Below are 24,912 nucleotides of genomic sequence, written 5' to 3'. Positions count from 1 at the left end.
TCATCACCTACTTCAATGTGCACAGAATAGTCGCAGTATAAACTTTCTGTGTTTCTGGTTGTTGTTTAATAGTTTCTTGTTGTTGTGTCTTATTCAAATTTTCTAAAAGTTCCATCAATGCCTGAGCATCGCTTACATTCTTATTCGTCTGTTTATTATCTGTAGCGTCTTGCTTTTTACTTACAGTATCATTGTTTGCAAGTATTTTTTCATTCTGTACATATCCAGAATAATTAACCGCCGCAAATAAATCGGTATTTTTTAACCTTCTCACAAATTGTTCCGTGGAGTTTACATTCGTGCCTTCAATTTGCAGGGTAACAATTTGCGATTCTCTTGTATAATTAAAGCTAGTAACAGTAATATCTACATCACTTGCCAATAAAATTTTATCAAAAGTATCCTGACTAAGTTCCGGATAGGATTGAATATCTTTTTTAAATTTTTTATAAGCAGCAATATCTCTTTTTACTGTTTGTAAGGAATTATAGCGTTCTAGGTTAGGATCATTCGCAATTTGTTCTTGTATTTTTGTAGTTTGTTGCTTTAAATCTTCTGTTTCATTTTCTAATTGATGATTTGATAACGTAAAGTAAATAAATAAAGCTAAAACTACGATCAGCATACCTGATGGTAATGCCGCATACTTTAAAGCTCCTGTATATTTAGGTGTTTCTTTTTTCTGCTTATAAGCAGAAAGCAAATCAATATCTTTCTTACTAAGCTTACTTGCCATTTCAGGTACACCTCACTTTCTAATCAGACATCCGACAGTAAATACATAATCGTGTAACTGAAATGCCTTTTCTCTACTTTTATCTGTTATGTATATAATTTTTGAATTGGGAAATTCTTTTGCTTCAATATCAAGATTTTCCCTTATATTCTTAAATACCTTTTGTTCTTCTTCGTCATCTAAGCCACAAAAATAAGCCGTTTCAATAGTATACTGACTCCGTTTCGATTTGCTGAATTGTATCAATTGTGAGATATTACTATTCATTTCCATAATAAATTCATAAGTTCCTCGATCAGAAAATAAACGTGTACGATTTGAAAAGGTATAATGGTTATTCTCAAATAAATAACTGGATACATTATTTCCATCAATAACAGATATCACATAGGTTTTATCCGCCATATCAACTAATTCATTTGTTAACTTTTGCAATGCGTTTACAGAAATATCAATCCCTTTTAAAGTGATTTCTGCATTTTCAAACAGTTCTATATAAGAAACTAACAGTTTTCGCTCAATCGCGCAACATAAAATTTCTCCACCTTTTCTGCCATCTTCATATTTGGGACGTAACACACAGTAATCATATACCAAATCTTCATAACTGCCTTCAATATCTGATAATTCATCTCTTGTGATTTGCAGCAATTCTTTCTTTTTTAAAATAGGTACATCTACATTTTTGGTAAGAATCTGTCCGCTGTCTATCAACAATCTGGCAGTCGTTATCCCATTACTTCTCATTTCCTTTAAGATTTCCAAAATAGGGGTATCATCCGTAATAACACCATTAATCATAGCACCTTCTGCTAACGGATATTCGCGGAAAGCATCCACTTTGATCATATCTTCTTTATCATTAGAGCCGCTGATTAGCTGTACTCCATGTGAAGATATATAAATAACATTTTCCTTTCCCATGCTACTTCCTCCCATCTTTATCCAATTGTTGGATTCTGATACATTTGATAGATTGGTAATAATACTGATAACATAACACATAATACGATAAGTGCTAAAAAGATAATCATAATTGGTTCTAGCATAGCAACCATTTTTTGTGTTGCCATTTCTGCCTCATAGTCAAAATCATCTGCTAATGATGATAGCATATCCTCTAGCTTACCGCTCTCTTCGCCAATATAGATGGAACTTGCTAATTTTGCATCAAAACCATCAATTTTTTGAATACTTTGAGATAAAGAAGTACCATTACGTACCATGCGAATAACTAGATCAAATTGTGATTCTATATATTTATTTCCAATATTATCTTTTACGATCATTAAGCCATTAATAATAGATATCCCACTTGTATATAAGGAACACATATTTCTGGCAAATCTTGATGTATAAATCGTTCCTAATAATTTACCTAATTTAGGAAATTTCAATTTCATTTGATCCACTTTGTATCGTATTTTTTCAACACGCAACATACCTGCAATCAAGGCCACCATACACAACACACCAATAAGCATCCAATACCAATAAGCAAGCATTGCTTCACTGATTGCATTTACAATTTTGGTGATCATAGGAAGTTCCATACCATTAAAGACCTTAGAGAAACTTGGAATGATAAAGGTGAATACTCCAATTACAACAAAAATCGTAACACATATCAGAATAATAGGATAAATCATCGCATTACGTACTTTACCTTTTATTCGATTATCTTTTTCATATTGTAAAGCCATCGTCATCGCAACACGTTCCATTTGACCGCTGGTTTCACCAGTTCGATACATATTAATCATTAATTCTGGAAAAGCTTTTCCTTGCTCTTCCATAGCATATGATAATGTCATACCCTGTTGCAGCTTTCGATAGATATCTGTATAAATAGCTTTGATTTTAGGATTTTTTTGTCTCTGCACTAAGATTGAAATCGCACGTATTAAACTTACTCCAGAGCCTATCATCGTTCCTAATTGACGTGAGAAATCTGATAATTCCTTCAATTTTAGCTTATAAGTGTTTTTTTCAATATTCGTAACATCTTTACATTCTATTAAAAATTTGCCGTCACTACGCAGAAAAGCGGCAAGCTCTTTACGATCATTTGCCTCCATCTTGCCGGTTATTTTTTTTGCATCCATATCTTTTGCAGTATATTTAAACGTAGCCATGATCGTCACCTCGTTTATTTTAAACCAAACATAGATAAATACGTATGTATGATAAATTCACTATACATTAATGATACCACAATTCCAAAGCATAAATAAGGACCAAACGCAATATGTGCGCCTTTTTGTGTTTTTTTAGTTATCAATAACCAGCTTGCATAACAGCCACAAGTTAAAACACCAATAAATGCTCCTAAAAGTATGCCTTTCCATCCAATCATAAAACCTGAAACAGCCAATAATTTAATATCCCCACCGCCAAAGCAATCAGGAATCATTAAAGTTAAAAGATACATTGGTAAGGATACGATAAAAAAGCCAATACCTCTTTCAAGCAACGTGATTTCAGGATGTAAAATAGTCATCAGAACAGCCGGTACTACCAATGCGATAATAAGACCGTTTGGAATAGTCATCGTATCAAAATCAATCATTGTTATTGCCAAAAAAATCATGATAACAGAGAAGATGATAAGGGTATCCCATGTGAATTGATAACGATGAAAGCAAAAGATTGCTACACCACCACCAAGAAATTCTATGATCGTATCTCGCATGGGAATTTTAACACCACAATAACGACATTTCCCTTTCAAAAGGAGATAACTGAAAATAGGAAATAAATCATACCACGCTAATGTATGATGACAATTGGGGCAATATGATCTACCCTTTGCCACAGACAAACCTTGAGGTACGCGCCAAATCACGACGTTGATAAAGCTGGCAATACATATACCGATTAAGAATGCATATACGTAAAATATGATAAGTATCTTTTCCAACTTTATCCCTTCCTTTCTATAAAGTGAAAGCCTCTATTTACCATAGAGGCTTTGAAAAAGCATTTTTTATTCTGTAGGCATTGGATGAGTGTCATCAACCGGAACAAATTCAGCTTGTTTGTTTGCAGTGATAGAAATGTATTTACTAGTGATATCTTTTACGGCAAAATCACATTTCTCAATTTTCACATTGCCCTTTGTTCCACTCAAAGTACATTTTGAGACATTGATATCAGATTCGGAAGCTAAAATCCCCGCATCTGCTTGAATTTTTGCAGCTGTCAAATCATAATCTCCAACTGGTTCATCTTTTCCGTTTTTATTGGTCACAATGCCTTGAGCACCAATATAATATGCTCTAGCGTCAGATAAATACCTCTGCTCTTTTGCCTTATTGACATATCCCAATACACTAGGTACTGCAATAGCAATCAGAATTCCCATAATTACCAATACTACAATGATTTCAATCAGCGTAAAACCTTTCTTGTTTCTTTTTAAACTCTTCATTTTAAACATCTCCTTTATTTATGATGTCAATGTGACATACATCTTCTTTACTATCTTATCATAAGAGAATAGAAATTGGAAATTTTTTTCTAACTTTTTCTTTTTATCAACGGAAAAGGATAATTTCCTTAATAATTCCATTTGTTTTGTAAGAATAGCATGTTAATTTATGCAGTTTGTATAAGATTGATTTATACTATAATAACAAAAAGTTATCATTTATTTATTTTTAAAGGTATACATGCAGATAGCTGCTGCTACAGCTACATTCAGTGATTCAAAAGTATCCATTTCGATATATACATTTTGATCTGTTTGGCATAATATTTCTTCCCGGACGCCTTTTCCTTCATTCCCCATGATAAGTGCATGACGTTTTTTTGGATGAACTTGTGATAAAGGAATTGCTTCATGTAATGAAGTTCCATAAATTTTATATCCCTTTTCTTTAAGCTCTTCTATCGCAGTAAGTAATTCTGTACGAATAATATTTAGATGAAAAAGTGCTCCTTGTGTAGATCGAATAACCTTTTCATTATATACATCTACTGAATTTTTAGATAGCAATATTGTTTGATAGGAAAAAGATAAGGCAGTGCGTAAAATCGTACCAAGATTTCCGGGATCTTGAACACCATCCAGAATGATGATCTTATCTGATGTAAGTGCTTGCTGCTCAGGAAAATGACAAACCGCCATTACCCAACTTCCTGATACACTATCAGTTAATTTTTTTAAAATTTCTCTTGTAACATAGTATACGGGATATTGTTCATAAGGTATGTTTTTCCCTTGTTCAACAAGAATACATTCAATAAGGCCAGCCGTATGCGCTTCTTGCAGTAAATGCTCACCCTCAATCAAAAACTTTTGATCTGCATCTCGATACTTTTTTTCTTTGTATTTTGCCCACTGTTTGATTTTCGTATTTGTCAATGATGTTATTTCCATAGTTTTCTGTCCTCATTCTTCTAATTTCATTTGCTAGTTTTTAATATCTAAAATCTGTTAAGCCTCTGAATAACTTGTGCCTTTTCATAAAGGCTTAAATCATTCAGATAAACATCATGTTTCGGATGTTTATTGCCATGAATACTTTTTATCTATTTTAACATAAAAATGTCAAAATCGTATAAAAATAATGATTCCTCTAGAACAACCCAAAGAACTGTAAAAAAAAAGGCTGTTTATCATAATTGACAAACAACCTTATCGATTATTCTAAAACCGCAGCACAGCGTTCACATAAACCATCTTCAGCATTTGATTCCGTGATATTCCAGCATCTTGGGCATACTTTCCCTTCACATTTTTCAACAGCAATTTGACAAACCTCATATGCTTTTAACTCATCTACGGAAAAGCTTACTCTTGAAACAATTAACCATTGATTAAATTTATTACCGCAATATTCTTCAATCAAAGCGCGGTCTTCATCATTTACATTGATTATTACATGTGCTTCCAAAGATTTACCAATGATCTTTTCTGCACGTGCTTCTTCCAATGCTTTAAAGACATCTGCACGAATCAGCATTAAACGTGCTACTTTTTCTTTAATTTCATCAGCATTTTCAAAAATCGGTACTACCGGGAACGCACCCAAATGAATGCTTTCCTCTTCCGTATGGAAGAAATCATTAACTTCTTCTGCCGTATGTGTCAAAATTGGTGCCCATAAGCGCACTAACGTATCTACCGCATAATATAGAACTGTCTGTACCTGACGTCTTCTGTTGGAATCTTTCTTTTCAATATACAAGATATCTTTTGTATAATCCAGATAGTAAGCAGAGAATTCATTTGTCATCAAATTGGTCAGCATACTTGTCACATCAGCAAAACGATATTCTCCATATGCTTTTTTAACCTTTTCACAGACATCTGCCAACATGATTAACATATACTTATCCAAAGCAGGCAATGTATTAACATCTACCAGATCAGCCTTAGTAAAGTCGTTTTCGCCATCAATATTAGCCAACAAGAAACGGAAAGTATTACGTACCTTACGATAATTTTCACTGATTTGTTTTAATATCTCATCAGACATACTACAATCTCCCTGATAATCTACACTTGCCGCCCATAAACGTAAAATATCAGCTCCATATTTCTTTGTAATTTCTCCAGGTGCTACGGCATTCCATTGTGATTTGCTCATTTTCACACCTTTACCATCCATGACGAATCCATGGCTTAATACTTGTTTATATGGAGAATGTCCATGAACTGCCGTACCAATGATCAAAGAAGAGTTGAACCAACCACGATACTGATCGCTGCCTTCAAAATATAGATCAGCGGGATAACCTAAACCGCGTTCCACCATGGCGCCGGTATGCGAGCTTCCGGAATCAAACCAAACATCCATGGTATCCGTTTCTTTACGGAAAACACCATTTGGAGAACCAGGATGGGTATAACCTTCTGGCAATAAATCTTTTGCCTCTTTTTCAAACCAGATATTAGAGCCAAATTCCTTGAATAAACCCGCCACATGGTCAAATACTGTCTGATCCATAATAGGTGTATCATCTTCCGCATAGAAAATTGGAATTGGAACACCCCATGCACGTTGACGTGATATACACCAGTCACCACGATCTGCAATCATATTATGCATACGTTGCTGACCCCACTTAGGAATCCAATCTACATTGTCAATTTCTTCAAGCAACTGATCACGAATTTTATCAATAGAAGCGAACCACTGCGTAGTAGCACGGAAAATGATTGGTTTTTTGGTTCTCCAATCGTGTGGATATGAATGAGTAATGAATTCTAACTTCAATAAAGCCCCGATTTCATCAAGCTTTTGTGTTACTGTCTTATTAGCATCATCTACGTATTGTCCAGCTAACCATTCCCCGGCATCACTCATCATGCAGCCATGCTCATCAACATTGCAATAGGCTGGTAACCCATATTTCTGGCCAACAAAGAAGTCATCTGCACCAAAGCCTGGAGCTGTGTGTACACAACCGGTACCTGCATCAGCAGTAACATGATCACCTAAAATAATTAATGATTCACGATCATATAAAGGATGTTGGCAAGTGATCATTTCTAATTCACTACCCTTAAATGTCTTCAACAATTGCTTTTCTTGTAAACCGAACTTTTCCCATAGTGCATCTACTAATTCTTCTAATACGATCAGCTTACCTTTTTCACTATTCACAAGCGCATAAGTATAATCTTTATTCAAGCAAATTGCAAGGTTTGCTGGAATAGTCCAAGGCGTTGTTGTCCAGATGACAAAACTAGTATCAGTGTCTAAAATTCCTTTACCATCTTTTACTGGAAATTTCACAAAGATCGTAGGAGATTTAACATCTTTATATTCTATTTCAGCTTCTGCCAATGCCGTTTCACTGGATGGGCTCCAGTAAACCGGTTTTAACCCTTTATAAATCAAGCCATTCATTGCCATCTTACCAAAAATTTCAATTTGATGGGCTTCAAATTCTTTTGTTAAAGTGATATAAGGATGATCATAATCACCAACAACCCCCAAAGATAAAAAGCCGGCTTTTTGTTTTTCTACTTGTTCCATTGCATAGTTATAGCAAAGTTTACGGAAATCCGCCAATTCCATTTCTTTACGATTGTGTCCTAATTTCTGGATAGCCGTTTCAATAGGAAGACCATGCGTATCCCATCCTGGAATATAAGGCACTTTATAGCCATCCATAAATTTTGAACGGATGATAACATCCTTTAAAATTTTATTTAAGGCATGACCCAGATGGATGTCTCCGTTGGCATATGGAGGACCATCGTGTAAAACAAATGGTTCACAGCCTTCCCGTTTCTTTAACATCTTTTCATAAATGTTTTGTTCCTTCCAGCGTTTTTGAAATCCTGGTTCTTTGCTTGGAAGTTTTCCACGCATTTCAAACTTTGTTTTTGGCATCAATAATGTTTCTTTGTATTCCATATCATTTTCCTCCTAACATAAACAAAAAAAACACGCTTCCTTGTCTAAGGACGCGTGAACGTGGTACCACCTTAGTTCTATTTCTTATCAAAATAGCACTCAAACAGATAACGGCTGTAACCGTATCATCTTACTGTTTTCAGATGATAAGCTCCAAAGTGATTTTTCTTTTCGCTTCACACAGGACTTCCACCAACCGCCTGTTCTCTTTGCATCCACCGATAAGAAACATGTCTTTTTCTTCGCTTTTATAATTCTTTTTTTAATAAATCCATCTTTGGAATCGCCGGTGTTTCAAAATCGTCCAACGCTTCCTCAATCTTGTGCAGCTCTTCTTTCATACTGCTTTTCATATCATTAGCCTCATCACCCAAACGGGCAATTTCCATCAGAATACCTCGTGCCATCATCAATGCTTCTTTGATAATCGTATCTGCATTCTGATTCGCCGTGTCGACGATCATATTCGCCTCTTTCATTGCCATACGTGCCATTTCACTGGCAGCACTTTCCTTGATATGCAGATTGTCATTCAATTTCCGATACTCATTCTCAAGCACCTTTTTTTCCTGACGCAACATTTCAAGCTCACGATTTACACTTTCCAGTTTTTTCTGCAAGGCATCCATTTGGAGCTTTTGCGTCTGCATGTAATCATCGACCTGATAACGGTTGTAGCCGTTTTTCATCGTATCAAATATACGTTTGTCCATACCATCACCCTATCTACTGATACTTGCCCGCCAGAATCACCAAATGATCCTTTTTGGTCGTTTTCACAATTTCCTTGAAGTAAAAACGTCCATGTCCACGAATGGAAATAGCACTATTATTATTGCATAAATAGGAAGTTTCTTCAAGTATTACATGATTAACTTTTACAAGTCCTGCACGTATCAGCTCCTGCGCTTTCTTCCTTGAAATATTTGCAAAGCTTGATACAAGTACATCTAAACGTAGGCTCGATACGATTTTATGCTCATACCGTATTTTTGGCTCATAAGTGACTTCACCTTCATAACGTTTAAAATGCACATTGCTTCGTTTAATGCGTGTCAAATTACACACGATATAATTTTCGATTTCTTCATCTACAAAAATGATAAGTTCATTATCTTTTACAATTAAGTCACCGATTTTTTCCCGTTCAATACCAAGATTGAGAATTGCCCCTAAAACATCTGGATGTGCAAGCTTACCAAATTGCGGTGAATAAGTCGCCTTGAGAATCGTTATTTTTAAATCAGCCAGTTCATCTTCATAAGGTAAAAGTGCATAGCGACAACGTTCTGCACCTTGATAACCTCCGGATTTTCCATACGGTATCTGATGCCCTAAAATAGCATCGCAGATGTTACATTCATCAGGCGCAAAAAATGGAGTAACGACAATTCGACGGCGGCGTTCCATCAGATCTATCAGATCATAAATACGCTTTACGAATTTTTCATTACCCCTATAATGTTCAAAATGAATTGGCAATGCTAGTCCTCTTCACTGGCATCCAGATTAATTTCTCCGTGAACAGCAACATTTCTTGGAGCACACAGAATAACATTATGTCCAATCTTTTGAATGGTTCCATCCAGTGCGAAAATAACACCTGTTAAGAAATCGATGGTTCTTTGTGCATAATCTCTTTGCAGTTTATGTAAGTTAACGACCGCTGCTTTATTCTCTTTTAAACGTTTAGCGACTTCTTCTGCCTCATCAAATGAACGAGGTTCAAACAATACCATTTTTGTGTCGCCAGGCAAACGATTTATAGCTTTGGATTTTGGCTGTTCATATTCGGAAAGAGAAGGACTTTCTTCTTCCTGTTCCACTTCCAAAACATCATCTTCATCCATTGGTGCAATAAACTCTTTGAATTTCTGACCGATGCTCATGTAGCATACCTCCTATACATTACTTATATTTTAGCACAAATGTGCATTAAGAAAAAGTTTTTTGTGTAATTTAAGTGATTCTTCATAATTGGAATCTCATTTTCGTCATTCATTGACAAATTTCTACAGACAGAACTTAAAGCACCTAAAAAAGCTTACTATAAACTTAGGGTATTTAAGAAAAGCAGCTGCAGGATAGCAGCTGCTCTTTAATATTAATACATTCCGCCTTGTGGCATTGGTGGCATAGGCGCTTCTTTTTCTTTGATAGCAGCAACGCCTGCCTCTGTTGTTAAGAATAATGCAGAAATACTTGCAGCATTCAACAATGCACTTCTTGTTACTTTTGTTGGGTCAATAATACCTTCTTCAAACATATTCACCCACTTGCCGTATTTTGCATCAAAGCCCATATTCGCCTCAGCACCTTTCTGGTGTTCGACGATTTCTTCAGCGTTATAACCAGCATTTTCGGCAATCTGTGCAATAGGTGCTAATAACGCATCCATGACTACCTTAATACCTTTCTGTACATCGACGATATCTGATTTCAACTGATCTTTTAAAGCCACATAAGCTTCAACCAAAGCAGCACCACCGCCAATTACGATACCTTCTGCAACAGCAGCACGCGTTGCGTTCAATGCATCTTCAATACGCAGTTTCTTTTCTTTCAGTTCACTTTCTGTAGTTGCACCAACCTTAATGATAGCAACGCCATCGCTTAACTTACCTAAACGTTCTGCATAGCGTTTTTTATCATAATCGCTCTTACAGTTTTCCATCTGTGCGCGTACTTCAGCAATACGAGCTGTAATTTCATCTTTATTGCCATTTCCGCCAATCATTGTTGTATTATCTTTTGTAATAACTGCTTTCTTCACGCTACCTAATTCTTCCAATTTCATGTCTTTTAATTCCATGTTCAAATCTTTTGAATAGAATGTAGCACCTGTTAACACTGCAATATCTTTCAAAATTTCTTTCTGATTATCACCAAAACCAGGAGCTTTCGTAGCAACTACATTAAATGTACCACGCAGTTTATTGACAACCAAAGTAGAAGTTACTTCATTTTCAACATCATCTGCAATGATCAACAATGGTTTATTGGACTGCACTACCTGTTCTAATACTGGAAGCACTTCTTGCACATTATTGATTTTCTGGTCAGTTACCATAACAAAAGCATTTTCTAAGACTGCTTCCATTTTCTCATGATCACTTACCATATATGGAGAAACGTATCCTTTATCGTACTGCATACCTTCACTGATTTCTAATTCTGTATCAAATCCATTAGATTCATCAACAGAGATAACACCATTACGGCCAACTTTATCCATTGCTTTAGCAATGATTTCACCAACTTCTTTACTGCCGCTGGAAATAGCCGCAACACTGGCAATATCACTGTTTGTTTCTATTTTACGACTCTTATCTAGAATATGATTTGCCACTTCCTTGCTAGCATATTCAATACCTTCACGCATTAATACAGGATTTGCACCTTTTTCTACCTGACGCAAACCGTTGCTAATCATGCTTTGTGCTAAGATGGTTGCTGTTGTTGTACCATCACCAGCAGTATCGTTTGTTTTATTGGCTACTTCATAAACTAATTTCGCACCCATATTTTCAAACTTATCTTCTAATTCAATTTCTTTTGCAATAGAAACACCGTCATTTGTGATTAATGGTGATCCAAATTCTTTTTCTAAAACGACATTACGTCCTTTAGGACCTAAAGTTACACGTACTGCATCAGCCAGTGTATTCACACCTGCTAACATTGCATTTCTTGCATCTTTTGAAAAACGTACTTCTTTTGCCATGTTCATTACCTCCTGTTTGTTTTTATCTTACGCAATGACTGCTAAAATATCTTCATCTTCTACGATGATGAATTCTTCTTCATCTAATTTCACATCTGTACCAGAATATTCTTTGTATACAACCTTATCATCAACTTTAATTTCTGCTTCACTTTCTGGTCCAATCGCTACTACAGTAGCATAACTTGGTTTGTTTTTACTGTTATCTGTCAGGATAATTCCACTTGCCGTTTTTGTTTCCTTTTCGGCTTTTTCCTTCTTTAAAATCACGTTTTTGTGTAATGGCTTTAACATCTAAGATTCCTCCTTTAAGTTTTAGCACTCGCAGTTCATAACTGCTAACACCCTATATTATACTCACTTTTAGCACTTTGGCAATAGGAATGCTAAAAAAAGTTCATATTTTTTTAGCTGGTGATTTATAAACATTAAGCAGCTTTGCAAACGACAGTCACATTATACGTAAAAAGCTTTATTTATATGCTGTGATAAGAGTGCTTCCTTTATCAATTTCATTTTACGACAAGTTAAAACAAAGCTATGATAACTAGTAATTGAAAAAAGCTCGCATATAAGCGAGCTTAGTGCGTATGAGATCCACAATCATGATTACCACAATCGTGATTACCTTCCTCATGATGATGGTTACATTTACCATTGGGATCATCCTGTAGTGTTCCCTTCTTTAACTGTTCTACAATTTCATCAACATTTCCACTGGCACCACCAATTAAAGCTATATGAGCTTTAGCTAACGCATCACGTGCGCCTTGACCGATACCACCACATACTAATACATCAACACCAGCTTCTTGAATCAGTGTAACTAGCGCACCATGACCGCTCCCATTAGCGCTAAGAAGTTCTTTTCTTACAATTATGCCATCTTCTATATCAACAAGTAGAAAAGCAGGGCATTTCCCAAAGTGTTGGAATACCATATGATTTTCATAAGTTATTGCATATTTCATCTTCATCACCTCAAATTATTTCGTATATGCATCATCATTGATAGAAATATTAAATTGCTTTAAGAATGTAGCAATATCTTCTTTTACAGTTGCCGCTTTAACATAGTTAATATTCAGACGAGGCCATGTCTTAACCGCAATCTGTGCATTTGGAATACCTAATTTCTCTGGAGTTGCCGTTTCTACTGCTTTGCTAATCGCCGTTTCATCCTTTTTACTTGTTTCATTAGCAAACGTTGTAGCTGTTTCAATATATTTCTTTACTTTATCCTCTGAACCTTTTTTTACAAATAACGCTGCTTGTGGATATCCCGCACTCTTTGTATTATTTTTATTTTGGTACTCTTTTTGTAAATCTTTTAAAACCTTTAAAGTTATTCCTTTTTCTTTTGCTTTAGCAATGGTTGCTGTAGCAGCAGGTTCAGCCATCAACCCGACATTTGCTTTCTTACTTAATAATTGTTGTTGTACTTCATTCACAGAAGCAAAATAAGTGATTTCAGGTTTTATGCTTTTCACATCCAAGCTAGCCATAAAAACTTTCTGTGGCACCGCTTTTTCTCCAAAAGCCGCAAACATTCCTGTTTCTGTTAAAGCTTTTTCATCAGTTCCAACAACATATAAATTACCCCAGGTTACGACACTGTCTAACCTATATTGACTTTTTCCTTTTGATAATAATGCAGCTCCTAAATTAATAGGTGCGATGATAGCATCATATTCTCCATCTTCCTTAGCAATTTCTGCACTGATGACACTTGTACCGTCAACGGTGTCAACACTCACATTTTTATCACCGTATAATCCTAACAATGATAAACTAGTTGCCCCTAAAGGCGCCAGTACCTTAATCGGTTCTGTTTTTGCTTCCTCTTTTTTTGTGTCATCATTACTTGCACAGGCACTTAAAGACAAAGCCATGACACCTGCCAGTAATCCCTTCAATAATTTCATAAACGTTTCTCCTTCACTTCAGCACTCAGCTTAGCGATAAATTCTTCTACCGGCATTGTCACAGATTCCTTACTTTGTGCACGACGTACCGTAACTGTATTAGCTTCTACTTCTCCATCACCAATAACAAGCTGATAAGGAATTTTAGCAAGCTGTGCTTCTCTTATACGATACCCCAATTTCTCATTTCGTGCATCTGATTTGCTCCTAAATCCCATCGCTAACAATTTTTCATTTATAGCATTTGCAGCTTGCGCATGACGTTCATAATGTACCGGAACGACCATGACTTGAGTTGGTGCCAACCATGTAGGGAAATGTCCTGCATAATGCTCGATCAAAATACCAATAAAACGTTCAATTGATCCAAATATAACACGATGCAGCATAACAGGTCGCACTTTCGTGCCATCCTTTTCTACATATGTTAAATCAAAGCGTTCAGGTAGATTCATATCCAATTGAATCGTTCCACATTGCCATTCTCTTCCTAAGGAGTCTTTGATATGGAAGTCAAGTTTTGGCCCATAGAAAGCACCATCTCCTGGATTGACTTTATAATCCTTACCGGCACTGACACATGCATCAGCAAGAGCTTTTTCACTCTTTTCCCAAATTGCCAGATCTCCAATGTATTTCTTTTCCGGACGTGTCGATAATTCAATACGATAGGATAAGCCAAAGATAGAGTATACGCGATCAATGAAGTTGATCAATTCCTTTACTTCACTTTCAATTTGATCTGGGCGCATGAAAATGTGAGCATCATCTTGCGTAAAAGTACGAACACGGAATAGCCCATTTAAAGCTCCACTGGCTTCATGGCGATGTACCTGCCCTAATTCTCCCATGCGCAGTGGCAAATCTTTATAGGAATGTAGACCATTTTTAAACACTAATAAGGACCCTGGACAATTCATTGGCTTGATTGCAAATTCGCGATCATCCACCATTGTCGTATACATATTTTCTTTATAGTTTGCCCAATGTCCACTTACTTCCCATAATTCCTTGCTCATCATGATTGGTGTTTTGATAAATTTATAATTTTCTTTTGTATGTTCTTCATACCAGAAGTTTTCTAACAGATTACGAATAATCATTCCATTTGGCAAAAAGAATGGCATACCTGGTGCATATTCACTCATCATGAATAGACCCATTTCACGTCCTAATTTTTTATGGTCACGTTTTTTGGCCTCTTCCAGCATATGCAAATGTTCTTCTAATTCTTCTTTTGTTGGATAGCAGACACCATAAATACGTTGCAGCATTTTATTTTCTGCATCACCTTTCCAATAAGCTCCGGAGTGTTTTAAAAGTTTGAAGTTTTTCAACAGCTTAACCGTTTCTACATGCGGCCCGCGACATAAATCGATAAACTCTCCTTGTTGATAACAGGTAATTGTTCCATCTTCCAAATCTTGAATCAGATCAATCTTATAAGGATCGTCCGCAAACATTTCTAAGGCTTCTTCTTTACTAATTTCTTTACGGACAATACGCTTTCCATCTTTGGCGATCTTCTTCATTTCCTTTTCGATTTTTGGCAGGTCTTCATCTTTGATTACATCATCACCAAGATCAATATCATAATAAAAACCATCTGATATAACTGGTCCTACCCAAAATTTTGCCTGTGGATACAGACGCTTTACAGCCTGTGCCATCATATGAGCACAGGAATGATTCAACATGCTTAATTGTTCATTTTCTCTAATATCAATCATACGTTTAACCTCCTATTTTATACATCTCGTATGTGATTCCATCGTTTACTTCTTTTCTCATGAAATGACCCTTACAGGCTAAGATTGTTTGACGGCTTGCCACGTTTGTTTCCTCACAACTCACTAGACAAGCATTCATGTGGAAGTTTGCTTTCGCTATTGCAAGTACTTCTTCAAGCATCCATTTAGCGATTCCTTTTCTTCTTTTATCTGGTGCTACACTATAGCCGATATGTCCGCCAATACGTTCTAAATAAGCATTTAGTTCATGACGTAACATGATAACTCCAACAATTTCTTCATCTTCCATAGCTAGATATAAAGAACTGCCAACGATACCATTTGGAAGATTACGTTCTTCATGCCAGTCCATCATCATTTGTAAATAGGCTTTTGTATCTTCGCAAGTATCTAAGAAAGCCAAACCGCAAATCACGCTGTCTTTCGGGAACTTATCCACATAACGTTTTAATGCTGTCGCATAAGTGCTGTTTGCCAAACAAAGTATCATGCATCATCACCTCCAGTTAAAAGAAAAAAGACTGCATCTCAAAGGACGTCAGTCTTATACGCGGTACCACCTTTATTCTTCGCATAAGCGAAGCTCTCAAACCTGATAACGCAAGGTATGCGGCACACCCTTTCAGGGGCAACTCCAAGGTAGTAAAGACAAGGCTCTTCGTAAAAGCTTTCACCATCCGCTTTTCTCTCTGCTTTCAAAGCACATATCTTCATGTCCTCTTCTTCGTTTGTCTACCTTATTTTTATACACCATAAGTTTCTGATTGTCAATGTTAACACAAGCTTTCCTTACATTTTCCCTAGTGAAAAAGATGTTGAAGCGATAGCCATATGTATTCTACCATTTGCTAATTATCGCAGTTAGAGGATACTGCCTTTAGTTATTTTATGGATAGATTGTAAGAATTACAGAAACTGTTTTTCCTATTTTATATCCCCTTTTTGGATATAACATCCTAAACATATAACGGTTAGCATAATTTGATGAAAACTGTTTCTCTAACCTACCAATTATGGGATTGACTGGTGGCACTTATAGAACTATGGTAAAATACCATCTATGTGAATGGTAAATTTTGGAATTCTCAATAAATACCAAAATTTAGTATAATTCACAATAGAGAAAGGAGTGCATTATGAGAAGAACATATGGATATGTCCGGGTATCAAGCCAAGATCAAAATGAGGCAAGGCAATACCTGGAGATGCTGGATTATGGGATTGATAAAAAATATATCTATATGGATAAGTTAAGTGGAAAGGACTTTAATCGTCCAGCTTATCACAGACTTGTTTATAAAAAACTGAAACCTGGTGATTTGCTCGTAATCAAAAGTATTGACCGACTGGGAAGAAATTACAATGAAATCCTAAATGAATGGAAGTACATAACCAAAACCAAAAGTGTCGATATCAAAATTCTCGATATGCCGTTACTAGACACTGATCAAAACAAAGATTTGATTGGCACCTTAATTGGTGATATCGTATTACAGTTATTATCTTTTGTTGCGGAAAATGAACGTAATAACATTCACCAGCGTCAAGCTGAGGGTATTCGTGCCGCCAAAATGAGAGGGGTACGTTTTGGTCGTCCGGAGATTGATTTACCGAAAGATTTTGAAAAAATCATGGTACGCTGGAAAAAAGGCGAATTGATGAGTAAGGATGCTATTAAAGAATCCGGTTTAAAATACTCAACCTTTTATAAAAAAGCCAGAGAATATGAGGAAAACAGAAGGATGAAAGAAAACGACAGATAGCTAGCGTGCATATCTGTCGTTTTTTTGATAAATATTTAGAACACAAAGTTTCCTTTGCGAAATACTGGTACACAAGATCCATCATCTTTTATACCATCAATGCTCATATCATCATTACCAAACATGAAGTCTACATGTGTCATAGAATGATTCGCACCTGCTTTATTCAATTCTTCTTCATTCATATCAATGCCTCCCTCAACATTCATAGGATAGGCATCGCCAAGAGCGAGATGGCACGATGCATTCTCATCAAATAAGGTATTAAAGAATAATATACCGCTTTGTGAGATTGGCGACGCATCTGGAACGAGAGCCACTTCACCTAAATAACAGCTGCCTTCATCAAAATGAATCAGCTCAGATAGTGTATCTTTCCCTTCTTCAGCATCAAAATCAACTACTTTGCCATCTTTAAATTCCATCCAGAAGCCGTTAATCATATTACCATTATAGTTTAATGGTTTGCTAGCTACGACCTTACCCTGTACTCCTGTCTTTTTGGGCATTGTAAAAATTTCTTCTGTAGGCATATTCGGATTAAAAATCACACCAGCAACTGTCTTTTCACTTCCCCCTGCCCAAATATGATGATCCACAAGTTCAACTGTCAAGTCCGTTCCTAAACAATTGGTGAAATGTAACGCTTTAAACTTATGTTCATTAAGTGCTTGTATACGTCGTACGAAATTGTTTTGCATCTCATCCCATTCTGCAATTGGATCATTATCTTCTCGTACGTGTACGGCATGGAGAATACGCTCCCATAACTCTTCAACTGCCTCATTTTCAGCATCTTCAAATTCCGGGAATACTTCCATAGCCCACGCTTTATTTGGCACTGCGATAATACTCCATTGCGTTTTATTCATCATCGTATAAGCCTGCGCTTCTTTATTAGCTTTTGCACCAGCTAAACGTGCTTTCGCAACTTTGGCAGCGTCCACATCCTTAAAGACTCCAGGAAGTTCACTTATGATATGAAGGATGCAAGCACCCTCTTTTAAATAATCCAGTTTTGAATGTACTTGCCATTCTCGAACATTGCACAAAGTTTCTTCATCAGCATGCAAATAAGTCTGACGACGATTCATATCATCCTGATAAAATACAACAACTTCTTTGGCTCCAGCTGCATATGCTTCTTCAACACAAGCTCGTGTCATTTCTACTGCATCCACATCTGCTTGAATAAGCAATGTTTGTCCTTTTTGTAAATTAACTCCTTTGCGAATTGCAAGATTTGCATATTTTTTAATGATTGCTTTGTTCATATATTTAATCCTTTACATAGGCTTTTGGCAACATCGCAGCACCTATGATACCTGGCTCTTCTAACTCGGCTTCTTTAAATTCTACAATCTGCATCCCTTTGTGGATCATATTACGGAAATAGTTTTCCATTTTTTCAAAGAAAACATCTTTCCCTTTCATTACGCCACCACCAACAACAAATACTTCTGGATCCACAACATGTGCAATCACGGAGAACATGATAGCTAAATCATATGCCATGTCATCACACAACTTTAATGCCTCTGCATTGCCTTTTCTTGCCAGATCAAAAACATCCCCAGCATGTGCAATCGCATCTATTCCGAATACAGCTTTTCCTTTTCTTGTCATCGCTGTACCGCTCGCTTCGTTTTCTACAGCACCAACATTCAAATAATTCACTTTTTCACGATTGCGATCTATGATGATATTTGCAATTTCACCAGCATGCCCATTCTTGCCAGCAACTACATGCTGATCGACAACCAAGGCTCCACCTATACCTGTCGAAATAGTAACATAATATACAATTCCTTTGCCCTTACCAGCACCTAAAACCGCTTCACCCATACCGGCAACATTAACATCATTATCAACAAAGGTTGGCTTATGGAAATGATCTTCAATACGTTTAGCAATTGGATAGCCTTCAAAGCCAGGCAAATTTGTAGCCAATACCATTTTACCGTTCACTGTATCTACAGGGCCAGGCACTCCCATACCGATACCGACACAATCATCATAACCATCAATGCTTTCAATCAAAGAAATAATTTTCGCGATTACATGTTCTGTGCCTTTACCAATTTCTGTAGAATCTTTTACGATTTGTAAAACATTACCTTCTTCATCGACTTTGGCAACTCGTACATTTGTGCCTCCTAAATCGACACCAATATAAGTTTTCATAAAACTCCTCCTTCACATTTGCTAGTTCTATTTTAGCATAAATGAAAGGGTTTTTCTCTAATTAATCTAAATTTCTCTTACGCTTTCTCAACATACAGAGCACGCATAAAGATGTAATAGAGCAAAGCATCAAGAAATCCCTGCGCAAACTAGCATCCATGGTAACAACATTATGCTTTACTTTTATCTTTTCATCTTTCATCACGATTGTTTTATTATGTTTAGCCGTAAATGTGATATCGTCTGCTTTTTGATAATTCTTTGGCGCATATACCTCATGAAATACATAGTTTTTGCCTTCTTCCAGATACATGACAGTATAAGGGGTTCCATCACTTGTCCATTCCGCTATCACTTGCCCATTTTGCTTATCTAGTATTTGTAAAATAGCGCCTTTTAAGTGCTTTTTATCTTTCTCATCAATCTTATCAAAGCGCATCTTTACTGGTACATTTTCAATACGGATTTCTAAAACATCCCCATGTTTCGCAACCTTTGCCTGATAAATATGATCGTTTAAAGTATAACCGGCGACTTGCTCTTTTTCCTGTACATAATACATACCTAATTCTAAATTAGCAAAATGTGCATAACCGTTTTCATCTGTTTCCTGTTCTTTCAAGATATGTGACATATCTTTTTTATCCGATAACCTAAACGTCACATTTTTCATCCTTTGGTTTTTATTTTCACTATCTACTTTATGGATCAAAAGACTGCCTCTGGCAAGTTTATTTTCTAATGTGCTTTCTGCTTGCAGATGTACAACATAATTCACCACATCTTCACCATGCCAGCCGATTTCAAAATCATATTCTTTTTCATCCAGTACATATTGGGCATTGGTCTTAAGTTCCTTTACATAATAAACACCGTTAGGTAAATCGATCATGTTTTCTAATTTTCCTGTTTTATCAATGCCACTTGTATGTAATAACGTCCCATTAGGTATCGCAACCTTTCCCATGTAATCATAAATATCTTCTCTAGCATATATACCATAAAGAACATCTAGATAAGCATCTTCATTCTTAAAAACTTCCTGTTGTTCCAAAAGTTTCGTCATATTTAAGGTAAAATGCGGACGTTCGTTATATAGGGAAGATGTATGAATCTGAAGCTTTGTTGTTTGTGCGTCTTCAATCATGAAATAATGCTTTCTAACATCTTTTACATAACCATGTGGTGTTTTCGTTTCCATGTAATAATATGCTCCACACACCAAATGCTTACTAGCAACTTCGTCCCAATCTGATTCTAAGCTTTCAACTTTTTCATCTTTATGGTAATACAAAGTATTTCCAATTTTAATGTCTTCTGCAGCATATATCGTAATTTCTGCATGCAATAGGTTTGATGTTTCCCATACCGGACTTTCCGTCTTACCAAATTCACACTGGCCAGTTACAGTTGACATAAAGATTTCACCCGTTTTTTCCCAGACCAATTGTCCTAAGACAAGTTCATCTTTCATTTCTACGAATTGCAAATCTCCACTATCTTTTATTTCGAATTCAACATCTTGTGCTAAAGCATACCCATGTGGACTAGAAATTTCATGGAGAATATAGGTGGTATTTGGTTGTAATCCTTTTACGATATGTGGCTTGATCTTGCCTTTATCATCCTTACCATCTTGTCCAGAAATCCATGTTGCAAAAACTGCCCCAGGTTCATCTTTTGGGTAAATCATCATTTGTGCACCTTCGATTTCTTCGTCATTGGTAATATCTTTTTTGGCAACTTCTACTTCCGTGATTTCATTTTCTATAAATGCTTTATATGTTATCGAAGGAATATCCTGTCCTTGGTAATGCGCATCAATCTGTTCTTCAAAATTTGTAGAAACATACCCTATTGGTGCTTTTGTTTCTTTCAATTTATACATTGAAAGCGGCAAATCACTTATTATTGGTACTTTTCCATCTTTTGATGACGTCGCAGTTTCAATACATTCATCCTTGCGAATTAACATTTTGCCATCTACCGATACGATATCTTGCATGGCATACAGTTTAAATTCTGCATTTGCTAAAGGTTGTTTCGTATCTTTATCAAGTTTTTGTACATCAAGATGAACTTTCTGCCGTTTATTCTCAAACATACCCGCCAAAGCAAACACAATAGGCACCTCTTGGGTTTCATATTGTAGAGAAACATCATGTACTTCATTGGTTTGTATGAATCCTTCTGGCGCCTGCTGTTCTTTCACCATGTAGTTTCCAAGTGGTAACAAGTTAGAATGCGCCATACCGTTTTTATCGGTTTTAATGCTTTCCACTAATTGGTTTTTCTTATACAAAAGTGTCCCGCTGTTATCTGGAGCAAAAATATCTTCTTTAGCAAATATTGCAAATTGAGCATTTGGCAACTTTCTTGTTTCATATACAAATTGTACATTTCCTTTACCATCTTTTTTTACATCAGTCAAAACTTCTCCTTGTTTTTCTACGCTTATTTTCCCTTTAACCGAGATATCTTTCATGATGATGCAAATAACAGGAGTTGTACCATCTGGCAATGTTTCATACGCCACATTGGAACTGACTTTAAATTTTACGGGTGTCGTGTTTACCAAATAAGGTTTTGGAGCATTAGTTTCTTCTAATTGATAATTCCCTGGTTCTAAAACATCTCCAGTCATTACCGTACCACTTTCATCACTTGTCCAACTATCAACATAATGAGGGAAAGGATTCCATTCCCAATAACCAAAATATGAATTAGTATCTAAGTTTTTTATCTTAAAGGTTGCGCCAGAAACAGCAATGGTTTTTTGTGTCTGCGCATCTTGTTTGATGATAGATATCACAGCATGGAATTTCTTATCATTGAAAATACGCCACGTTTGTGGTTCTCGCTTATCTTCTTTTATGATAACCGTAAAGTCGTCAATCCTGTAATGCTCATCAGGTACCTTTGTTTCTCTTACGATATATTCTCCATAAGGTAATTCATCACTTAATGCATAGCCTTTCTGATCAGTTTTCATGATAGCTACGGTTTTACCTTCTGCATTTTTCGCAATTGGTGCTTTATCCCATGAACCAGCTTTATTTACATCTGCTTTTAATTTGATTGTAAATTCCGCACATTCTAATAGATCAGTCTCCCCAGACCCATGATCTGATATTTTAATAAGTTCAAATGCTTGTGCTTTCACTCTTTCTAAAACAGTCTGTTTCTTGGTAATGATTGCTTCACTTTGATTTACATAGTCAAGAATAACATTGTATGTTGTAGTATCTAAAGTATAGCCTTTACTTGGAGTAATTTCTTTAATGTAATAAGCACCTAGATATAAACCATCTTTTGATGCATTACCATCTGCATCCGTCGTCATAGTAGCCACTTTATCATCTGGCTTATAAAGAATCTCACCATCTGCTGGATCCAAGATATTGTCTTTTGCATAGATACCATAAATCGCATTCGCAAGAGTAGCATCACCCAATGGCTGCTTCCCTGTCTTACTATCTTCCTTACTTATCATTATCTTTCCAGGTGTTCGTACATTAGCAAATTCCGCTGTATAAGTTTTTCCTTCTTCACGTATCTGATACTTAATTTTGGTTTCTGAGTACGCATAACCATAAGGTGCTGTTTTTTCTTTCAAATAATAATCACCATAACGCAATAGATCCGTTTTAGCCTTACCAGCGCTATTTGTAGTGATGGTATCAATGAAAGAGTCATCAGATGCCCTATATACTTCAAACACGGTATGTGCTTTTACGATTGTCTTACCTGACTTACTATCTTTCTTCACTACCTGAATATATCCTTCAATCGGCTTATCTTCAACTGTGACTTGGCTATTTTGATCTTCAGTTTTGATTGTGGCATTATAAGTACGTGTACTCAATACATATCCTTCTGGAGCTACGATTTCTTTTATGGTATAACTTCCATAAGTTAATGCTTTAGATCTTACATAAGTACCAGCTTTTGTCGTTAATTGTTGCACTTCTTTTCCGTCAGCATCATAAATGCCATAGATTGCTCCACCGATAGATGCACCATTCAAGCTATCTTTCTTCTTAATTTCGATATAGCCTTCAATTGGTTTATCTTCTGCATTAATGGTGATAACTTCTTCATTTTCTGAAACCGTCACAGGATATTTTGTTGAATTTAAGACATATCCTTCAGGAGAAGCAATCTCTTTCACATAATAATTACCAAAGCGTAGATAGCCAGATTCTGCATATCCTGTAGCTCTGGTAACTAAACGCTGTAATTCTTGGTTTTGTTCATTATAGATACCGTAAGTAGCACCTTCGATTTGTTTTCCATTCTTACTATCAAATTTCCGTAATTTTAATTTGCCTTGTTTCCATTTGTTTGTAGCTGTATAAGTAGCTGTTTTATTAGCTTCAATAGTAACTGAATGGATTGTATTATCTAAAATCAGATGATTAGGAACTTTTGTTTCTTGAATGTAGTATTTGCCTGGAAGTAATTCATTAGCAGTAACTGTTCCATCTTCTCCGGTTGTATAAGTACCTACAGAAGAACTCATATCTTCATTTTTAGATACCTTAAAACTGGTACCTGCTACTTTATTCCCATCTTCATCTATTTTAGCAAGTTTAAGAGAGCCATATTTATTCACCTTTACATCAATATATGCAAAAGTAGGGTCATTCACCAAAAATACTGCCGTCTTTTGATGACCTGCAACACCATCCCAATACATAATGGAATCTCCTTGTTTTGATGATGGTACATTTGATAAGATAATTTCTGAATTATCTTTCGCAGATGCAGTTGCAGTAATGGTTAATTTGTTGCCACTCTTAGTCACGCTCAATCCATCACTTGATTTTACGTTATATTTAGATAAAATTCCTTTTGTATCAGTCAAGGTAATTGATTCACCAATATCTAAAGTATAAGAATTACTATCAAATGATGGTTTTGTGTAATAATCATTAACATCATCCATGATCTGATTTTCAAGAGAAGTCATACTCTCACCACTAACCTGAATATAGTCACGGCGATAACCTAAGACCTTTTCCCAAATCAAATTCTGTGTAGCGGCTGCCCACTTCTTATCGGTTCTACCACTATAGCCATAACCATAATAAGAGATATGGGATAGCTTTTTAATTAATGTTTGAGATAAAGTTTTATCTATATCGTGTATCCCATAAGATACTCCTTCTGGATATCCTACCCCTGGTTCAATACAGTACACATGTTCACCATCACGATATAGCATAGCACCTTGTCCATACGCTTCACCAGCCATACTCCAACCATCCATATACTTTAATGATGTATTTCCTGCAGCATGTATAGGGGCACTATTATTTAACATCGTTGTCAAACACACCGTTCCTGCCAAGGCTAGTTTTGGCAATTTTTTTAATTTGTCTAATAAGCCCATTTCACATTTCCTCCTTTATTGCTTATCTCTGTAACCCTCTTTCATTCAAAAAGCCCAGCAA

At 36.0% G+C, this 24,912-nt stretch carries 20 protein-coding genes and 1 other annotated feature; of the genes, 1 reads left to right on the top strand and 19 read right to left on the bottom strand.

Features of this window, described 5'->3' with window-relative positions:
- Positions 1-7 precede the first annotated feature (7 nt).
- The 16 genes from ACESSZ_RS03790 to ACESSZ_RS03715 all read right to left on the bottom strand — a co-directional run bounded on the left by ACESSZ_RS03790 (position 8) and on the right by ACESSZ_RS03715 (position 15,999).
- A complete protein-coding gene (locus ACESSZ_RS03790) occupies positions 8-736 on the bottom strand; it encodes a type II secretion system protein L (RefSeq protein WP_008687978.1) in 729 nt (242 codons plus the stop codon).
- A 12-nt stretch (positions 737-748) separates the two neighbouring features.
- Positions 749-1,660, bottom strand: coding sequence for a type IV pilus biogenesis protein PilM (pilM, locus tag ACESSZ_RS03785; protein ID WP_008687977.1), 912 nt, complete (start codon positions 1,658-1,660; stop codon positions 749-751).
- A 17-nt stretch (positions 1,661-1,677) separates the two neighbouring features.
- Positions 1,678-2,871, bottom strand: coding sequence for a type II secretion system F family protein (locus ACESSZ_RS03780; protein WP_119983310.1), 1,194 nt, complete (start codon positions 2,869-2,871; stop codon positions 1,678-1,680).
- 14 nt (positions 2,872-2,885) lie between these two features.
- Entirely contained in the window at positions 2,886-3,656 is a 771-nt protein-coding gene (locus ACESSZ_RS03775; RefSeq protein ID WP_008687975.1) for a prepilin peptidase, read from the bottom strand.
- 66 nt (positions 3,657-3,722) lie between these two features.
- Positions 3,723-4,166, bottom strand: coding sequence for a type II secretion system protein (locus tag ACESSZ_RS03770; protein WP_230326987.1), 444 nt, complete (start codon positions 4,164-4,166; stop codon positions 3,723-3,725).
- 219 nt (positions 4,167-4,385) lie between these two features.
- Complete coding sequence (locus ACESSZ_RS03765; protein ID WP_008687973.1) at positions 4,386-5,117, bottom strand: TrmH family RNA methyltransferase; 732 nt, start codon at positions 5,115-5,117, stop codon at positions 4,386-4,388.
- A gap of 265 nt (positions 5,118-5,382) precedes the next feature.
- On the bottom strand, positions 5,383-8,109 hold the full coding sequence (ileS, locus tag ACESSZ_RS03760; protein WP_119983309.1) for an isoleucine--tRNA ligase: 2,727 nt from the start codon (positions 8,107-8,109) through the stop codon (positions 5,383-5,385).
- A 43-nt stretch (positions 8,110-8,152) separates the two neighbouring features.
- Positions 8,153-8,361: a binding site (T-box leader), on the bottom strand.
- Entirely contained in the window at positions 8,358-8,822 is a 465-nt protein-coding gene (locus ACESSZ_RS03755) for a DivIVA domain-containing protein (protein WP_008687968.1), read from the bottom strand. Its footprint overlaps the feature before it by 4 nt.
- A gap of 13 nt (positions 8,823-8,835) precedes the next feature.
- Positions 8,836-9,591, bottom strand: coding sequence for a YlmH family RNA-binding protein (locus ACESSZ_RS03750; RefSeq protein ID WP_008687965.1), 756 nt, complete (start codon positions 9,589-9,591; stop codon positions 8,836-8,838).
- A gap of 2 nt (positions 9,592-9,593) precedes the next feature.
- Entirely contained in the window at positions 9,594-9,998 is a 405-nt protein-coding gene (locus ACESSZ_RS03745; RefSeq protein ID WP_008687963.1) for a cell division protein SepF, read from the bottom strand.
- A 215-nt stretch (positions 9,999-10,213) separates the two neighbouring features.
- A complete protein-coding gene (gene groL, locus ACESSZ_RS03740) occupies positions 10,214-11,833 on the bottom strand; it encodes a chaperonin GroEL (protein WP_008687962.1) in 1,620 nt (539 codons plus the stop codon).
- 27 nt (positions 11,834-11,860) lie between these two features.
- Positions 11,861-12,127, bottom strand: a complete 267-nt coding sequence (locus tag ACESSZ_RS03735) for a molecular chaperone GroES (RefSeq protein WP_008687959.1) — start codon at positions 12,125-12,127, stop codon at positions 11,861-11,863.
- A 287-nt stretch (positions 12,128-12,414) separates the two neighbouring features.
- The gene (locus tag ACESSZ_RS03730; RefSeq protein WP_008687957.1) at positions 12,415-12,804 is read right to left on the bottom strand and encodes a NifB/NifX family molybdenum-iron cluster-binding protein; all 390 of its coding nucleotides are present in this window, start codon (positions 12,802-12,804) and stop codon (positions 12,415-12,417) included.
- Between the two features lie 15 nt (positions 12,805-12,819).
- Complete coding sequence (locus tag ACESSZ_RS03725) at positions 12,820-13,758, bottom strand: hypothetical protein (RefSeq protein ID WP_008687955.1); 939 nt, start codon at positions 13,756-13,758, stop codon at positions 12,820-12,822.
- The gene (gene thrS / locus ACESSZ_RS03720; protein ID WP_008687954.1) at positions 13,755-15,488 is read right to left on the bottom strand and encodes a threonine--tRNA ligase; all 1,734 of its coding nucleotides are present in this window, start codon (positions 15,486-15,488) and stop codon (positions 13,755-13,757) included. The genes ACESSZ_RS03725 and thrS overlap by 4 nt, the downstream gene beginning before the upstream one ends.
- A 4-nt stretch (positions 15,489-15,492) precedes the next feature.
- Positions 15,493-15,999, bottom strand: a complete 507-nt coding sequence (locus ACESSZ_RS03715; protein ID WP_008687952.1) for a GNAT family N-acetyltransferase — start codon at positions 15,997-15,999, stop codon at positions 15,493-15,495.
- A 646-nt stretch (positions 16,000-16,645) separates the two neighbouring features.
- Here ACESSZ_RS03715 and ACESSZ_RS03710 point away from each other — a divergent pair.
- On the top strand, positions 16,646-17,272 hold the full coding sequence (locus ACESSZ_RS03710; RefSeq protein ID WP_008687951.1) for a recombinase family protein: 627 nt from the start codon (positions 16,646-16,648) through the stop codon (positions 17,270-17,272).
- 35 nt (positions 17,273-17,307) lie between these two features.
- Here ACESSZ_RS03710 and ACESSZ_RS03705 read toward each other — a convergent pair whose 3' ends face one another.
- The 3 genes from ACESSZ_RS03705 to ACESSZ_RS03695 form a co-directional block, all read right to left on the bottom strand.
- On the bottom strand, positions 17,308-18,546 hold the full coding sequence (locus tag ACESSZ_RS03705) for an aminopeptidase (RefSeq protein WP_008687950.1): 1,239 nt from the start codon (positions 18,544-18,546) through the stop codon (positions 17,308-17,310).
- 4 nt (positions 18,547-18,550) lie between these two features.
- Entirely contained in the window at positions 18,551-19,456 is a 906-nt protein-coding gene (locus ACESSZ_RS03700) for an ROK family protein (RefSeq protein WP_008687949.1), read from the bottom strand.
- A 61-nt stretch (positions 19,457-19,517) separates the two neighbouring features.
- Positions 19,518-24,851, bottom strand: coding sequence for a SpaA isopeptide-forming pilin-related protein (locus ACESSZ_RS03695; RefSeq protein ID WP_008687948.1), 5,334 nt, complete (start codon positions 24,849-24,851; stop codon positions 19,518-19,520).
- Positions 24,852-24,912 lie beyond the last annotated feature (61 nt).

The organism is Eubacterium sp. 3_1_31, from assembly GCF_964249515.1.
Lineage (GTDB): Bacteria > Bacillota_I > Bacilli_A > Erysipelotrichales > Erysipelotrichaceae > Longicatena > Longicatena caecimuris.
Note: the sequence above shows the minus strand (reverse complement) of the source record. Positions and strands in the feature narration are given on the sequence as shown.

Excerpts from the sequence above, each read along its gene's own strand:
- ACESSZ_RS03790 (WP_008687978.1), bottom strand. The coding sequence starts at position 736 with ATGGCAAGTAAGCTTAGTAAGAAAGATATTGATTTGCTTTCTGCTTAT.
- pilM (WP_008687977.1), bottom strand. The coding sequence starts at position 1,660 with ATGGGAAAGGAAAATGTTATTTATATATCTTCACATGGAGTACAGCTA.
- ACESSZ_RS03780 (WP_119983310.1), bottom strand. The coding sequence starts at position 2,871 with ATGGCTACGTTTAAATATACTGCAAAAGATATGGATGCAAAAAAAATA.
- ACESSZ_RS03770 (WP_230326987.1), bottom strand. The coding sequence starts at position 4,166 with ATGAAGAGTTTAAAAAGAAACAAGAAAGGTTTTACGCTGATTGAAATC.
- ACESSZ_RS03765 (WP_008687973.1), bottom strand. The coding sequence starts at position 5,117 with ATGGAAATAACATCATTGACAAATACGAAAATCAAACAGTGGGCAAAA.
- ileS (WP_119983309.1), bottom strand. The coding sequence starts at position 8,109 with ATGGAATACAAAGAAACATTATTGATGCCAAAAACAAAGTTTGAAATG.
- ACESSZ_RS03755 (WP_008687968.1), bottom strand. The coding sequence starts at position 8,822 with ATGGACAAACGTATATTTGATACGATGAAAAACGGCTACAACCGTTAT.
- ACESSZ_RS03745 (WP_008687963.1), bottom strand. The coding sequence starts at position 9,998 with ATGAGCATCGGTCAGAAATTCAAAGAGTTTATTGCACCAATGGATGAA.
- groL (WP_008687962.1), bottom strand. The coding sequence starts at position 11,833 with ATGGCAAAAGAAGTACGTTTTTCAAAAGATGCAAGAAATGCAATGTTA.
- ACESSZ_RS03735 (WP_008687959.1), bottom strand. The coding sequence starts at position 12,127 with ATGTTAAAGCCATTACACAAAAACGTGATTTTAAAGAAGGAAAAAGCC.
- ACESSZ_RS03730 (WP_008687957.1), bottom strand. The coding sequence starts at position 12,804 with ATGAAATATGCAATAACTTATGAAAATCATATGGTATTCCAACACTTT.
- ACESSZ_RS03725 (WP_008687955.1), bottom strand. The coding sequence starts at position 13,758 with ATGAAATTATTGAAGGGATTACTGGCAGGTGTCATGGCTTTGTCTTTA.
- thrS (WP_008687954.1), bottom strand. The coding sequence starts at position 15,488 with ATGATTGATATTAGAGAAAATGAACAATTAAGCATGTTGAATCATTCC.
- ACESSZ_RS03715 (WP_008687952.1), bottom strand. The coding sequence starts at position 15,999 with ATGATACTTTGTTTGGCAAACAGCACTTATGCGACAGCATTAAAACGT.
- ACESSZ_RS03710 (WP_008687951.1), top strand. The coding sequence starts at position 16,646 with ATGAGAAGAACATATGGATATGTCCGGGTATCAAGCCAAGATCAAAAT.
- ACESSZ_RS03705 (WP_008687950.1), bottom strand. The coding sequence starts at position 18,546 with ATGAACAAAGCAATCATTAAAAAATATGCAAATCTTGCAATTCGCAAA.
- ACESSZ_RS03700 (WP_008687949.1), bottom strand. The coding sequence starts at position 19,456 with ATGAAAACTTATATTGGTGTCGATTTAGGAGGCACAAATGTACGAGTT.
- ACESSZ_RS03695 (WP_008687948.1), bottom strand. The coding sequence starts at position 24,851 with ATGGGCTTATTAGACAAATTAAAAAAATTGCCAAAACTAGCCTTGGCA.